Source organism: Enterovibrio baiacu, from assembly GCF_004120195.1.
Lineage (GTDB): Bacteria > Pseudomonadota > Gammaproteobacteria > Enterobacterales > Vibrionaceae > Enterovibrio > Enterovibrio baiacui.
The window spans coordinates 350,908-365,128 of sequence record NZ_SCHN01000006.1 but is presented as its reverse complement, the minus strand read 5'-3'; the positions used below and the strand labels follow the sequence as shown (position 1 = coordinate 365,128).

Here is a 14,221-nt window from a genome sequence, read left to right as displayed (position 1 = left end):
ACTTTTTCGTTTGTTAGCATGGCGATTCTCAATGCTCTTTCCTGTGACGAGAAATAATCACGCCGCGTAAATATTGAGATCCAGTGCCTTTGCTACTTCTGCAATCATGCGTTGGGCGCGGACACTGTTCCCCGACTCATCGAGAGGTGGCGAAAAGGCGGCAATGCCAAGTTTGCCCGGACAGACGGCGAGTAAGCCACCGCCCACACCACTTTTCCCCGGTAACCCAACTTCAAATGCCCAATCGCCTGAATAATCATAAAGCCCTTCCATGGTCATCTCCGCCAGAATATGCGGGATATTTTCTGGGGTAAGCACCTGCTCACCAGAAAGCGGGTTTTTGCCGTGGTTGGCCAGTGTTGCGCTCATTGCGGCGAGATCTTTACAGGTCACCAAGGTTGAGCATTGTCGGGTATAAACCTCGCAGGCTTCCATCGGATCGCAGAAGCAATTTCCGGCCGCATACAACAGCCAAGCAATGCCACGATTATGAAAATTGGTGGTTTGCTCCGATTCATTAATGGCATCGGAAAGCACCACGTTGCCTGCTGTCATTCGACGCTGTATATCAAGGATCCGCGACCAACGTTCTTCGCCGGATGTGGCATTCAACAAACTTACGCTCGCCATAGCTCCGGCGTTAACAAGCGGAGACAGCGGCTTGTCTTGGTGTTCACACAAGGCCAGCACGGAATTGAATGGCAGGCCTGTGGGTTCTGCGCCGATTTTCTCTCTGACTGTCTCTGGGCCAACATCCTCCATCAACAAAGACAGTGTGGCGACTTTCGAAATGGATTCGATGGCAAAGCCATAGTCACTGTCTCCAGCTTTATAGATATCACCGTCTGCGGTGACGATAACCAGCGCAGCAAGCCGTGACGGCACCGAATCTAAGTAAGGAATATAACTCGCGTTTTCACCACCGGGTAAAGCGTGGTAGAGCGCGAATGTTTTATCCACGAGTGCTTGAAGCTCTGTGGCAGAAGGAAGCACGTTCATGACTGTGCTCCTTGGCGTTCTTTGTGGCTCGCGGTCACCGAGTCGGTGTGCAAATCGGAGTGGTTTTGCAGCCCAGGATGTACGTCTTCAATTTGCCAAGTGAAAGGTGCAAAGTCTGAATTTTCATCGCGCCAATGGGGTTTGCGAATGGCGTAAATCACCAAAGGTATCGCGATGAATAGCGCACTCAAACCAATCAGTATCGACATGAACACCGTCGGGCTGCCGACGGCAATTTGGCTCGGCGGAATAAAACTAAACGCGAACGCGGTCAGCGACGCTGTAAAGCCGACGCCCGCGACAATATACAGGCCTTTCTTACCGCCCGGCACATGATAAGGGCGAGGACGATTGGGTTGGCTGAATCTTAGGTAAATGGCTGACGAGAACATCAGCATATAGAGCGTAAGGTAAATCACTGCGGCGAGCTGGCTTAGAATCTGGTAGGCCGCTTCTACTGATGGCAATACCACAAAGGTGACGGCAAGGAAGCTCACAATGATGCCTTGCACTAACAGAATGTGCGTCGCCATGCCGTTCTTGTTGGTGTGCTGCCAAAAGCGTGGCATGTAGCCAGCCTTCGCGACTTCTAGCAACCCTGTTGAAGGGCCTGCAACCCAAGTGACAATACCCGCGAGCACGCCAATGGCTAAGCAAATTGCCATGACGGGGGCAAGGAAGCCCAAGCCCGCCCAATGGAACATGTCAAAATAGGCCACCAGCAAACTCTGGGTGAGATTGATTTCAGTGCTTGGAATAACAAATGCAATGGCCAGCGTGCCCATGATGAAGATTACCACCGTGCCCAATGCTGCCATGCCAATGGCAAGCGGGTATGAGCGCGTGGGATTATCGAGATCTTTCACGTGAATGGCATTCATTTCCATGCCCGCATAGAAGAGGAAAATACTGGCTGCGAGCACCACATTATTGAAATTGGAGAAATCAGGGATCAGCTCAGACCATGAGAGATCGATTTGGATCTTTGCGCCACTAAGGTAAAACGCAAAACCCAAGATGATCAGAATGATGGCGGGGATAATGGTCCCAATGATGCCGCCCCATTTCGACAGTAGGGTAAAGGCGGATACACCTTTGAAGGCAACAAACGTCGCGAACCAATAGATGGCCAACACGATGGCAAGAACAAAGAACTTGTTCTGGGATAAGGCCGCATCAAAGGTTTGATCGGGTCCAATAAACGCCAGCGAAACGGCGCCAAAGGTGAGGGCGGTCGGAAACCACACACACACCTGCACAAAGAGCAAAAACATCGCCATAAACGCTAAACGGGGGCCAAAGGCTTCGCCAACCCATCTAAAGATACCGCCTTTTTCTGGCCAGCCTGTAGCGAGTTCTGCCGCCACTAAGGAAACCGGGACTAAGAAGAATGCGGCCGCAAACACATAGTAGAAAACAGAACTGAGGCCATACTCGGCTTCTGCCGGTAAACCACGAAGACTTACGACAGCCACGATGTTCATGATGGCGAAGGTGAAAACACTGATTTTGCCTGCTTGTTTTACATTCGCAGTAGAGTGGGCTTTCTTGTTCATACGCGTCGTCCTTCAATCATGCTGACCATCTTGTCGAGGGTCAGCATTGATCAAATAAGAGTGTGTTTATTAACGGTTGTCTGTTGTTGAACTGAGCGAGTTAAATGAGCCAGTTCAGGGCGATTACACGAAGACGCTATCCATGATGGAACGTGGATGTCGCCCCGGAATGCACTTGTGGGTACTGCTGGAAGTACTCGACGCATCGCTTCAGATCTTCGAGCATGAGCGAAGCCATATCGAGGCTTACGCCGTGCCGGATCATGATGCGTTGAATTACGGTATCTTGTCGGTTACCGGGAAGAGGGTAGGAAGCAATCTGCCAGCCCCGCATGCGCATCCGGTCAGAGAGGTCATAGAGTGTAAAGCCCCAGTCGCCCTCTTTTAGGCTGTAGCTCAGTGCAGGGAGGCCACCTCGACCATCGTAGAACAGGTCGAAAGGACCGATTTTGGCGATTTCATCGGCCAGCCATTGTGCCGTGCTCAGGCAGGCTTCTTGAATGCCCTTATAGCCATTAAAGCCGAGGTGCAGGAAGTTGTAGTATTGCGCCACGATTTGCCCGCCGGGGCGTGAAAAGTTCAGCGCAAATGTTGGCATGTGCCCGCCTAAATAATCGACATCAAAGACGAGCTCTTCAGGAAGGTGTGCAGCATCTCGCCATACCACCCAGCCCACACCGAGTGGGGCGAGGCCGTATTTGTGGCCAGAGCTATTGATAGAGACAACACGAGGTAGCCTAAAATCCCACTTCAACTCGGGGTTAACGAATGGGGCAATGAACCCACCGGATGCGCCATCAACATGAATGGGTACATCAATGCTTTTCTCGGCGTGCAGTTCATCGAGTTTTTGCGAGATCACTTCTACAGGTTCAAACACACAGGTATAGGTCACGCCAAGCGTCGGCACAACGCCAATGGTATTTTCATCGACATACTCTGCAAGCTTGTCTGGGTTCATGCAGACTTCGTCGCCATCGAGTGGGATTTCTCGCATTTCAACATCAAAGTAGCGGGCAAACTTGTGCCAGCATATCTGCACAGGGCCACACACAATATTGGGTTTGTCGGTGGCGAGCCCTTGTGCTTCGCGTTTTTTGCGCCAGCGCCATTTCATTGCAAGGCCACCCAACATGGCGGCTTCAGAGGAACCTGTGGTTGAGCAACCTACTGTCGTTTCGCTTTCTTGGCTATTCCAAAGCTTGGCAAGAATGTGTACGCAACGTGATTCAATTTCGGCAGTTTGAGGATATTCGTCTTTATCGATCATGTTTTTATCGATACAAACATCCATGATTTCGTGAACACTGGGCTCCATCCATGTCGAGCAAAACGTCGCGAGATTTTGGCGTGCATTACCATCCATCAGAAGCTCATCTTTCAATAATTGTGCGACAAGATCTGCGGGCTGGCTTTCTTCGGGGAGTGAGAACTTAGGTAGCTGTTTGCGAGAGAGGACTTCTTCGTAGAGGTCTTCGCAGTTATCGCCTTTTTCTTTCCCGTAGTGCAGTCCCATCTTTGGTGCTCCTTAATGTGCTTATTATTAGGTGTCTCGGTAAACCCTTGAAGAGATGCTTGTGTATAAGGTAGATACAAGCGGTTTAAGCACAGATAGGTATAGTCAAAAAATACCGTGACGGATGTCCTTTGTTTTAGCAACAACCCTCATTGGGGGAGAGAAACGGCGGTGTGTGAAGGTTTTAATCTTTGCTTTCAAACAGTTTGAAGTGAGGAGTAAGGTTAGCCTTCCTTTTCGAAAATGAGGGATTGATGCAAGAAAAAAGCGCGCCTTTGGAAGGCGCGCTTTGCGGATTTCATCTGATTACTTAAAGAGGTTCGGTAAGAACATCACCAAGCCTTCGAAGTAGGTCAAAATCATTAAGACAGTGAACAGTGCCGCGAGCAAGGGAGCGGCTTCACGGACAAAGTCGACCATCCTTACCTTCAATATCGAACAGACGGTAAACATCATGGAACCAAATGGCGGCGTCACGCCCCCAATCATGATGTTCACGATAATGATGATACCGAAGTGAACCGGGTTTACGCCCAGGTTTAATACTGCAGGCAGCAGCAGAGGCGTTAAGATAATCATCGCCGCGCCACCCTCAATAAACATACCCACCACAATCAGCAGTATGTTGATGATGAGCAGGAGTACGTTCTTGTCGTCGGTCAGGCTAATGAGCATGGACGCCACGTTCTGTGGAATCTGTTCCAGCGTCATGTAGTAGCCAAACACCATCGCCCCGATGATGATAAACATCACGCTGCTCGTGCCTTGAATGGTCTCACGTAATATCGCGGCAAAGTGATGGATCTTCAATTCTCGATAGATCGCAAAGCCAATGACGGAACACAGCAACACCGCAATTGCGCCTGCTTCTGTTGGCGTGAACAGACCAAATCGCATACCCAGAATAATACCAAACGGAATGAGCAGCGCAGGCACGGCTTTGCCAAAATAGCTCAGCCTTTCTCTGCCGGATGCGGGATGGACACGAGAGGGTTTGTACTTCCGCTTTTTCGAGATAAATGCAATCGTGATCATCAAAGACGCAGCCATCATAAACGCAGGGACATACCCAGCGATAAACATGGAGTGCACGGAAACATTGGCCAACAATGCGAAGATGATGAGATTGATACCCGGCGGAATAACAGGACTGATGCTAGACGACGCGGCGGTAACGGCTGCAGTAAACGGCAGGTCATAACCACGTTTCGTCATCTCTGGGGCGAGGATTTTTGATTGCATCGCGGCGTCTGCGTTCGCGGAGCCTGAAATGCCGCCCATCAAGGTACTGAGCAATACATTGACGTGCGCTAAACCACCCACCCGATGTCCTATCAGTGAATCCGCAAATGCCAGCAAGTTTCGGCTTATTCCCGCGTAGTTCATGATTGAGCCAACCATGATGAAGAAAGGGATAGCAAGAAGAGGGAACGAAGAAACGGTAGAAATAAACCGCTGCATCACCAAGCTGACAGGGATTGAGTCGTTGATAAACAGGAAGTAATACATCGATGAAGCGATCAACGAAAAGGCAATCGGTATGTTAAGCAGGAACAGTATGAAGAGCAGAATAATAGGTATATAGATATCCACAGCGATCACCTATTGTGTTTCATTTAACGTGTTGCTATCTGACGGCTTTAAATCATCAATGATGAATCTGATGGTATGAATTGCCATCAAAGAAAAGCAGATAACCAACACGCTGTTGATTGGGAAATATGACATCCCCATGACGGGGGTGACTTTCGTCGAAAGCATGGTGTAGTTGACGCTGAGGTAGGCCATTGTGACGTTCAATGCCAAAAGGAAAAGCGAAATAAGCAGTCTGAAATAACGCTGTCCATTTTGAGGAATGAAACTCATGATGACATCGACGCCCATGTGTAGTTTGTGTTTGTAGCAAGAACTGATACCGAAGTAGACGGACCATGTAAAACAGATGACCGACAGCTCTTCACTCCAAGGCACGACAAACCCAAGGCAGTAGCGAAGAAACACATTCACGATGACGACCACGACAGTGACGGAAATGGCTATCGACGCTAAAATTTCTTCTAAGTTAGCTAAAAGCCGCATTGTAACTCCAGGACGGTGAGGCAGATGAAATTTGCCCCAGCGTGGTGCCGGGGCAAAGATGAGGCGGTTACTTGGCTGCGCGGATTTTTTCTAGTTCAGCATTGATTGTGCCGTGTACACCTTCGCTCCAAGATGGGAACTGGTTGTATACGTCAGCCGTGAGTGCATTGAACGCAGCGGTGTCGACTTCGTTGAACGTCACGCCTTGTTCTTTCAGCTTTTGCTCATACTCGGCATCAAGCTTCACCAAAGAGGCAGTGTTAGATTTTGCACCTGCGTTGATTTCTTCCATGACGATTTTTTGTTGCTCATCAGAAAGCTTGTCCCAAACGCTTGGTGAAATGTACAGACCCACTGTGCCTAGGAAGTGACCTGTCTTAGACATGTTTTTCGCCACTTCGTAAATCTTGGTCGAATACATGGTCAGAATTGAACCTTCTAAACCGTCAACAACGCCTTGCTGAACGCCTGCGTATGTTTCTGGGAAAGGAAGTGCCGCCGGTGATGCGCCCATCGAAGAGAGGGTGTTAATAAACAGCTGGCTGCCTGGAACACGAATGCGCATGCCTTTCATGTCTTCTGGCGTTTTGATCTCTTTGTTTGTGATCATATGGCGGAAGCCAAAGATGTAATCGGCGCTCAGTACCTTGATGCCTTTCTTCTCAACTTGCTCTGTGAGGTTAGCAACGTAGTCAGAGTCCATCATGGCGAGGTATTCATCGTACGAGGTATAAAGCATAGGACCCGCAAGTGCTGCGAAATCTGGTACGTAATCGCCAAGGTAGCTTAAATCTTCAACCGCAATCCAGTTTGCACCATTCACAACCTGTTCAAGGTTATCTTTGTAAACGGGTAATTGCCCACCAGGGAATACCTTGATATTTACGCCGCCATCAGTGCGTTCTTTGATCTTGTCAGCCACTTTGATCAGCTCTTGCGTGAGCAGTTCGTTTTGGGTGAAGACAAGGCTCATATTGATTTTTACAGGGTCGTTATCGCTTGCGATAGCAGCAGTTGATGCCATGCCAAATCCGAATAACGTTGAGGCAGAAAGCACGGTACCAAGTAGTAATTTTTTCATATTGTTCATTCCCTTCTTATTTTTAGAAAGTCCGTTTTTACCTTAACCAAGCATGAAAATGTGATATGCCTCGAGAAGATATGACGATCTCTAACGCAAGATATAGCAATTGGAAATAGTTTCAAATGAACATCTAAATGTTCATACGAACGCTGTGATCATCTTAACAAAGCCAAATTGAATGTGACTCATGCACTGAAATCCCTATTTTTAGAATGTTCAGATCGCTATTATGCTCAACAAGGCAGTTTGGTTTTCATATGAACATGAATGGGAAAGGAAATGATCATTGGACATAGAGGCGTAGCGGCATTAGCACCGGAAAATACGCTGTCTGGCATCCGCAAAGCGGCTGAGTGTGGGCTTAATTGGGTTGAAATTGACACACAACTCAGTGCTGATGGGGTGCCTGTTATTTTCCATGATGACACCGTTGATCGCTGCACGGATGGAGAAGGGAAGTTAGGCGCATTTAATGTCTCTGCGCTGAAAAACTTGGATGCGGGAAGTTGGTTCGATAAAGCACACACCAACGAGAGTGTTCCAACGCTAGAGGAAACCTTGTCTTTTTGTGTCGATGAGGGCATGAGCATCAACCTAGAGATCAAAGTTTACCGTGATGCTCAGGTAGCGCCACTGGTTGATGCGGTGTCGGCGGTGTTGGCCTCCTCGGCGTTTCCTGCTGAAAAGCTGTTAATCAGCAGTTTCTCTAAAGACGCGCTACTGCGTTGTAAAGCAGCGATACCGCAGTGTCGATTTGGGTTTATTGCCGATAAGCGCAACATCAGCGATCTGCATGCATTTGATGATGTTGGGCTCTACAGCGTACATGTTGATCATCGTATGCTGACGCCAGAACTGGCAAAAGAGATCAAAGGTAAAGGGTACATATTGAACATTTGGACGTTGAACGAGAGTGAGAAAGCGGATGCGTTCATTGCGATGGGGGTAGATAATATCATCACGGATGACCCAACGCTGTTTATACCCAAACAACCTGAAGATGCTCGATGTCAGAGGCCATCAGTGCGTTCAGTTCAAGGCAAATTCTTGTAGGAATAGTCATTCTATTTCACAGGAATTTAACGATGAAGTGGACGCACTGAGGGCCTCCCTTCGGGCGAGTTTACTGACGCCATGCTCGGTGTTATCCCTTTTTGATGGAGATCACTACATCGGCAAAGGGACGCCTAGATCATAACGTCAGTAAACCTCGCTGAATCCTGCATCTTCAGGTTGTTTGGGTATAACCTTAAGTAGAGTAAATAATGGAAGTAACCGACCGCCAACGTCAGATCCTTGATTATATTCATCGCAATGGCAACGTTCAGGTTGAGGAGCTTGCAGAGATGTTTTCGATCACAACGCAAACGGTGCGTCGTGACGTTAATGCTCTGTCTGAAAAGGGGCTTGCTCGGCGTGTTCACGGCGGTGTGAGTTTGCCAGCGGTGCTGACCAATACAACATACCAATTTCGTTACGATCTTGAATCTGGTGTGAAAAAGGCGTTGGCACATCGTGTGGCGTCTGAAATACCTGATGGGGCAACGGTATTCATTGGTATCGGAACGTCTGCAAGCTATGTGGCGCAGTACTTGTCTGGTATGAAGCAGTTAAGGGTGGTGACAAACAACCTTCAGGTTCTACGAATTTTAGAAAATGCGCCCGGTGTTGAAGTGCTCATTACAGGTGGTCTTGTGAGAAGCGATCACCAGGACGTTGTGGGCTCGAGCGCTGTGCAATTTTTCGATGCATTTGAGGCGGACATTGGCATTGTTGGGTGTGGCTCGATATCGTCAACGCAGGTTGCGATGGAACATGAAACCCAAGAGGCGGATGTTTCAAAGGCGATTATCGCGAATGCCAGAGCGTGTTGGCTGATGGCGGATGCGAGCAAGTGGGAGCGATTTGCGTCAGTCAAAGTGGCGTCACTTTCGCGCTTTTCTCGTATTTTTACGAACAAGTCTGGACTGAGTGCAGAGTTGCCCGTCAGCATGGTGGCGTCAGACGTTTAGCATTCACGCTACGCATCTTTTGGACAGTGGAACTGGATAAAGAGACGCAACAAAAAAGCGCCGCGAGACCGAGTCAGAGGTTCGCGGCTTTTTTTGCTACAAAGGAAAGCTGATAGTCGAATTCCAGCTCTACGTTGCCAGAAGGCACGGAAGCGCAGGTCAATATTTCCCCCGCGGCAACATACGCCATCGCATCTTGCTGTGAGACTGTGCCTTTATCGAGTTTGCAGCGGCAAGCACCACACACACCGTTACGGCATTGGAATTCAGGCTGAAGTCCTGATTGCTCGAGTTGTTCGAGCAGAGGCTGATGAGTATTCCCCACCAGCATTTCGCCATTCACTTTGATAGTGATTTGACTCATAGTTCGAAGTCACCCAAATCATCGATGTTCATGTCGTTATCAATTTGGCCAACAAGGTATGAACTGATTTCTGCTTCTTGTGGCGCGACCTGAACGTTGTCAGAAGACAGCCATGCATTGATCCAAGGAATCGGGTTTTGAGAGGCGTTCGCATACGCAGGTTTCAGACCCACCGCAGACATGCGCAGGTTAGAAATGTATTCCACGTACTGACAAAGAATGTCTTTGTTCAAACCAATCATTGAGCCGTCTTTGAACAGGTATTCTGCCCACTCTTTTTCTTGCTCCGCCGCCGCTTTGAACAGCTCAAAACACTCTTGCTCACACTCTTTCGCGATGACCGCCATTTCAGGATCGTCTTCGCCGCTACGCAGAATGTTTAGCATGTGTTGTGTGCTGGTCAGGTGCAGTGCTTCATCACGCGCAATCAGTTTGATGATTTTTGCGTTGCCTTCCATCAATTCACGTTCAGCGAACGCAAATGAACATGCAAAGCTCACGTAGAAGCGAATGGCTTCTAGTGCGTTCACCGACATCAGGCACACATACAGTTTCTTCTTCAATTCACGAAGAGAAACGACAACGGTTTCGCCATTGATGGTGTGCTCACCTTCACCTAAACGGTGATAGTCGCTGGTGGCTTGAATCAAATCATCGTAGTACTTAGCAATGTCGCCAGCACGCTTGATGATGTGCTCGTTATCGACGATGTCATCGAAGACCAACGCAGGGTTGTTCACGATGTTTCGGATAATGTGAGTGTATGAGCGAGAGTGGATCGTTTCAGAAAACGACCAAGTCTCAATCCAAGTTTCCAGCTCAGGGATAGAAACCAGCGGAAGCAGCGCTACGTTCGGGCTGCGGCCTTGGATGGAATCTAATAGCGTTTGATACTTCAAGTTGCTGATGAAGATATGCTTCTCGTGTTCAGGCAGCTTGTTGTAATCGATACGGTCGCCAGACACGTCCACTTCTTCTGGACGCCAGAAGAAACTCAGTTGCTTCTCAATCAAGCGTTCGAAGATTTCGTACTTTTGTTGGTCGTAGCGAGCAACATTAACTGGCTGGCCAAAAAACATCGGTTCTTTGAGCGCATTGTTGTTTTCTTTAGAAAAAGTACTGTAAGCCATTACCGTAAATATACCGTTTCGAATTAAACCTTAAAGAGGGAGCTATCGCTCCCTCCCGAATGTAGTCTTAGATCTTACAAGCGCCGCCTGCACAATCATCATCTTGTGCTGCCAAATCTTGTTGAGCATCGTCTGCACCATCACGTGTGTTGTGATAATACAGGGTTTTCACGCCCAGTTTGTAAGCCGTTAGCAAATCTTTGAGAAGCAGTTTCATTGGTGTCTTACCACCAACTTGTTTGCTTGGGTCATAGTTGGTGTTGGCAGAAATCGCTTGGTCGATAAATTTCTGCATGATGCCAACCAACTGCAAGTAGCCGTCGTTCGATTCGATGTTCCAAAGCAACTCGTAGTTTTCTTTGTACTTGTCATACTCAGGCACAACTTGCTTCAAGATGCCGTCTTTCGATGCTTTAACAGAAACGAAACCACGTGGTGGCTCAATGCCGTTTGTCGCATTCGAAATCTGTGAAGAGGTTTCCGAAGGCATCAGGGCAGATAGGGTTGAGTTACGCAGACCGTGTTCAACGATTTCGCCACGCAATGTTTCCCAATCGTAGTGAAGCGGTTCTTCACACACGTTATCCAAATCACGCTTGTAGCTGTCGATTGGAAGAATGCCTTTCGAGTACGTTGTTTCGTTGAACAACGGACATGCACCTTTTTCTTTTGCCAAACCGACAGAAGCTTTCAATAGGTAGTATTGAATCGCTTCGAATGTGCGGTGCGTTAAGCCATTTGCGCTGCCGTCTGAGTAACGTACGCCGTTTTTCGCAAGGTAGTAAGCGTAGTTAATCACACCAACACCCAAGGTGCGACGGTTCATGGTCGCTTTGTAAGCTGCCGGCAGTGGGTAATCTTGGTAATCAAGCAGTGAATCCAACGCGCGGATTGTCAGGTCTGCCAGATCTTCTAATTCATCAAGGTTGTTCAGTGCGCCAAGGTTGAACGCTGACAGCGTACACAATGCGATTTCGCCTTGGTCATCTTCCACGTTCGTCAACGGCTTGGTTGGCAACGCGATTTCAAGACACAGGTTCGATTGACGAATCGGTGCAACCTCAGGGTCAAATGGGCTGTGCGTATTACAGTGGTCAACGTTTTGGATGTAGATACGGCCTGTCGACGCGCGTTCTTGCATCATCAAAGAGAAAAGCTCTACTGCTTTCACTGTTTCACGTTGAATTGAACTGTCTTGCTCGTACTGCGTGTACAGACGCTCGAACTCTTCTTGGTTCGCGAAGAAGGCGTCGTATAGCCCTGGTACATCTGACGGTGAGAACAATGAAATGTTCTCGCCTTTGATGAGGCGGGTGTACATCAGCTTGTTGATTTGAACGCCGTAGTCCATGTGACGAACACGGTTCTCTTCAACACCACGGTTGTTCTTCAATACCAACAGGTTTTGAACTTCACGGTGCCACATTGGGTAGAACAGTGTCGCTGCACCACCACGAACGCCGCCTTGTGAACAACACTTAACCGCTGTTTGGAAGTATTTGTAGAACGGAATACACCCAGTGTGGAAAGCTTCACCGCCACGGATAGGGCTGCCCAATGCGCGGATTCGACCTGCATTGATACCGATGCCTGCACGCTGACTTACGTAACGCACAATCGCACTCGCGGTGGCGTTGATGGAATCAAGGCTGTCATCACACTCAATCAGTACGCATGAGCTGAACTGACGGGTTGGTGTGCGAACGCCGGACATGATTGGCGTTGGCAATGAAATTTTGAATTTAGACACCGCATCGTAGAAACGACGAATGTAATCGAGGCGTGTCTCTTTCGGGTAGTTTGCAAATAGACATGCTGCAACCATCATGTACAAAAACTGTGCACTTTCGTAGATTTCGCCCGTAACACGGTTCTGTACTAAATATTTACCTTCAAGCTGTTTCACTGCCGCATAGGAAAAGTTCATGTCGCGCCAGTGGTCGATGTAACCATCAAGGATGTTCAGTTCTTCTGTCGAGTAGTCTTCGATGATGTGCTTGTCGTACTTGCCCATGTCGATCATTTTGTTGACATGGTCGGCCAGTGTCGGTGGCTCAAACTGGCCGTAAGCCTTTTTGCGCAAGTGGAAAATCGCAAGGCGCGCGGCCAGATATTGGTAGTCTGGGGTTTGTTCAGAGATCAGATCTGCAGCAGCTTTGATGATGGTCTCATGAATGTCTTCAGTTTTGATACCGTCGTAAAATTGGATGTGAGAACGGAGTTCGACTTGTGAAACAGAGACGTTGTCGAGGCCCTCAGCTGCCCAGTCGATAACGCGGTGGATTTTGTCTAGATCGATGTTTTCCTTCACGCCACTGCGCTTTTGAACGGTAATTTGTTGGTTCATTTATCTTGTTCCTGGTGTATCCATGCCTGAAGACGTGTTTTTCGCAATTCTCACTGTTCACGCAAATTTTTTGTGACCAATGTTAAACTAATGAAGTAGATGCTCAAACACTACATATAGGGCTGCTGCCTGACTTGAGTAACAAGATAGTGTTGAAGGGAGGATATTGCAAGTTGGGTAAAATGGGCGTTCTGTGGATATCTTGGGGATTAGAAATACATTGTTAGTGGTTACTCACCCCTTTATCCCAATAACGGCAACAGCATAGAGAAAATCAATCATTTTTCTGTCATCAATTCGAAATAAAAAAAGATTTTTATCTTGCCTCAAGGTACAAACAGTGAATCGAGATAACCCCCTGTTATTCGGTTAAATTGTGCTCAAGGTGGGTGTGATAGGGATCAGAATAATGACAGAATCTCTTCAGGTTTGTTAAAAACCAGATCTGCATCCCACTCGAGTGGTTTGTGCTCGCTGCCGATATAACCCCATGCTGCAACAGCGGAAATCATGTTCGCAGCATTGGCTGCGATGATGTCTCCCTCAATGTCCCCTATATATAGACAAGCTTCATTGTCGATACCGAGTGCCTTGGCGGCGTGCAGAAGCGGTTCTGGGTGCGGCTTGGCTTTGCTTAGGGTATCGGCACAGACCAAGGTGCCCGTTGAAAGAAGGCGAGGGAAATAGGGAAGAAGCATCTCTGTGAGAAAGCCCGGCTTGTTTGTCACAATGCCCCACGGCACGTTCATGGCCTCTAAACCATCAAGCAGCGTCACCACGCCTGAATAGATCTGTGTCGTCGTACATATATTGTTGGCGTAATGCTGAAGGAATAATTCTCTCAGCGCACCAAGATCTTTGCCTTCAATCTGGTCGCCAAAGCCTGCCCGTAACAATCCGCGTGCGCCATAGCTGGTGTTTGCTTGAATCTGGCGCGCATTTAGAGGAGATAAACCATAATCAGCCAGCACACAATTGGCAGCATTTGCCATGTCGGGAGCGGTATCTAGCAAGGTGCCATCCAAATCAAACAGAACCGCTTTTACATTAACGTCCATGTGTTTTCTCTACGTGGTTGAGGGCTGGGTAAGGTGTAACTGGGTTGCCGTCGATAACTATCAGACAAAAAAATAC

General features: G+C 48.3%; 12 protein-coding genes. 2 read left to right on the top strand and 10 right to left on the bottom strand.

The window, feature by feature from the left end:
• Positions 1-57: 57 nt before the first annotated feature.
• The 6 genes from glsA to EQP46_RS04195 all read right to left on the bottom strand — a co-directional run bounded on the left by glsA (position 58) and on the right by EQP46_RS04195 (position 7,231).
• On the bottom strand, positions 58-999 hold the full coding sequence (gene glsA, locus EQP46_RS04220; protein ID WP_129492446.1) for a glutaminase A: 942 nt from the start codon (positions 997-999) through the stop codon (positions 58-60).
• Positions 996-2,555: a glutamine/gamma-aminobutyrate antiporter GadC gene (gene gadC, locus EQP46_RS04215; protein ID WP_129492445.1), complete on the bottom strand. Its 1,560-nt coding sequence runs from the start codon at positions 2,553-2,555 to the stop codon at positions 996-998. Before gadC ends, glsA begins: the two co-directional genes overlap by 4 nt.
• Positions 2,556-2,691: 136 nt before the next feature.
• Positions 2,692-4,071: a glutamate decarboxylase gene (gene gad, locus EQP46_RS04210; RefSeq protein ID WP_129492444.1), complete on the bottom strand. Its 1,380-nt coding sequence runs from the start codon at positions 4,069-4,071 to the stop codon at positions 2,692-2,694.
• 306 nt (positions 4,072-4,377) lie between these two features.
• Entirely contained in the window at positions 4,378-5,664 is a 1,287-nt protein-coding gene (locus EQP46_RS04205) for a TRAP transporter large permease (RefSeq protein WP_167482747.1), read from the bottom strand.
• A 9-nt stretch (positions 5,665-5,673) separates the two neighbouring features.
• Positions 5,674-6,150, bottom strand: coding sequence for a TRAP transporter small permease (locus EQP46_RS04200; protein ID WP_129492442.1), 477 nt, complete (start codon positions 6,148-6,150; stop codon positions 5,674-5,676).
• A 67-nt stretch (positions 6,151-6,217) separates the two neighbouring features.
• Positions 6,218-7,231, bottom strand: a complete 1,014-nt coding sequence (locus EQP46_RS04195; RefSeq protein WP_129492441.1) for a C4-dicarboxylate TRAP transporter substrate-binding protein — start codon at positions 7,229-7,231, stop codon at positions 6,218-6,220.
• A 282-nt stretch (positions 7,232-7,513) separates the two neighbouring features.
• On the opposite strand from EQP46_RS04195, the gene EQP46_RS04190 reads away from it, so the two are divergent.
• Positions 7,514-8,287 (top strand): glycerophosphodiester phosphodiesterase family protein, encoded by a 774-nt coding sequence (locus tag EQP46_RS04190; RefSeq protein WP_129492570.1) that lies wholly within the window; start codon positions 7,514-7,516, stop codon positions 8,285-8,287.
• Between the two features lie 212 nt (positions 8,288-8,499).
• Positions 8,500-9,246: a DeoR/GlpR family DNA-binding transcription regulator gene (locus EQP46_RS04185; RefSeq protein ID WP_129492440.1), complete on the top strand. Its 747-nt coding sequence runs from the start codon at positions 8,500-8,502 to the stop codon at positions 9,244-9,246.
• 73 nt (positions 9,247-9,319) lie between these two features.
• Here EQP46_RS04185 and yfaE read toward each other — a convergent pair whose 3' ends face one another.
• From yfaE to EQP46_RS04160, 4 genes are all read right to left on the bottom strand, one after another.
• Complete coding sequence (gene yfaE / locus EQP46_RS04180) at positions 9,320-9,610, bottom strand: class I ribonucleotide reductase maintenance protein YfaE (protein ID WP_129492439.1); 291 nt, start codon at positions 9,608-9,610, stop codon at positions 9,320-9,322.
• Positions 9,607-10,740: a class Ia ribonucleoside-diphosphate reductase subunit beta gene (gene nrdB / locus EQP46_RS04175; protein ID WP_129492438.1), complete on the bottom strand. Its 1,134-nt coding sequence runs from the start codon at positions 10,738-10,740 to the stop codon at positions 9,607-9,609. Before nrdB ends, yfaE begins: the two co-directional genes overlap by 4 nt.
• 67 nt (positions 10,741-10,807) lie before the next feature.
• Positions 10,808-13,087, bottom strand: coding sequence for a class 1a ribonucleoside-diphosphate reductase subunit alpha (nrdA, locus tag EQP46_RS04170; protein WP_129492437.1), 2,280 nt, complete (start codon positions 13,085-13,087; stop codon positions 10,808-10,810).
• A gap of 401 nt (positions 13,088-13,488) precedes the next feature.
• Complete coding sequence (locus EQP46_RS04160; protein WP_129492435.1) at positions 13,489-14,145, bottom strand: HAD family hydrolase; 657 nt, start codon at positions 14,143-14,145, stop codon at positions 13,489-13,491.
• Positions 14,146-14,221: the final 76 nt, after the last annotated feature.

Bases quoted from the DNA above. Each gene is read 5' to 3' on its own strand.
- gadC (WP_129492445.1), bottom strand. From the start codon at position 2,555: ATGAACAAGAAAGCCCACTCTACTGCGAATGTAAAACAAGCAGGCAAA.
- EQP46_RS04160 (WP_129492435.1), bottom strand. From the start codon at position 14,145: ATGGACGTTAATGTAAAAGCGGTTCTGTTTGATTTGGATGGCACCTTG.
- yfaE (WP_129492439.1), bottom strand. From the start codon at position 9,610: ATGAGTCAAATCACTATCAAAGTGAATGGCGAAATGCTGGTGGGGAAT.
- EQP46_RS04195 (WP_129492441.1), bottom strand. From the start codon at position 7,231: ATGAAAAAATTACTACTTGGTACCGTGCTTTCTGCCTCAACGTTATTC.
- EQP46_RS04200 (WP_129492442.1), bottom strand. From the start codon at position 6,150: ATGCGGCTTTTAGCTAACTTAGAAGAAATTTTAGCGTCGATAGCCATT.
- gad (WP_129492444.1), bottom strand. From the start codon at position 4,071: ATGGGACTGCACTACGGGAAAGAAAAAGGCGATAACTGCGAAGACCTC.
- EQP46_RS04185 (WP_129492440.1), top strand. From the start codon at position 8,500: ATGGAAGTAACCGACCGCCAACGTCAGATCCTTGATTATATTCATCGC.
- EQP46_RS04190 (WP_129492570.1), top strand. From the start codon at position 7,514: ATGATCATTGGACATAGAGGCGTAGCGGCATTAGCACCGGAAAATACG.
- nrdA (WP_129492437.1), bottom strand. From the start codon at position 13,087: ATGAACCAACAAATTACCGTTCAAAAGCGCAGTGGCGTGAAGGAAAAC.
- glsA (WP_129492446.1), bottom strand. From the start codon at position 999: ATGAACGTGCTTCCTTCTGCCACAGAGCTTCAAGCACTCGTGGATAAA.
- nrdB (WP_129492438.1), bottom strand. From the start codon at position 10,740: ATGGCTTACAGTACTTTTTCTAAAGAAAACAACAATGCGCTCAAAGAA.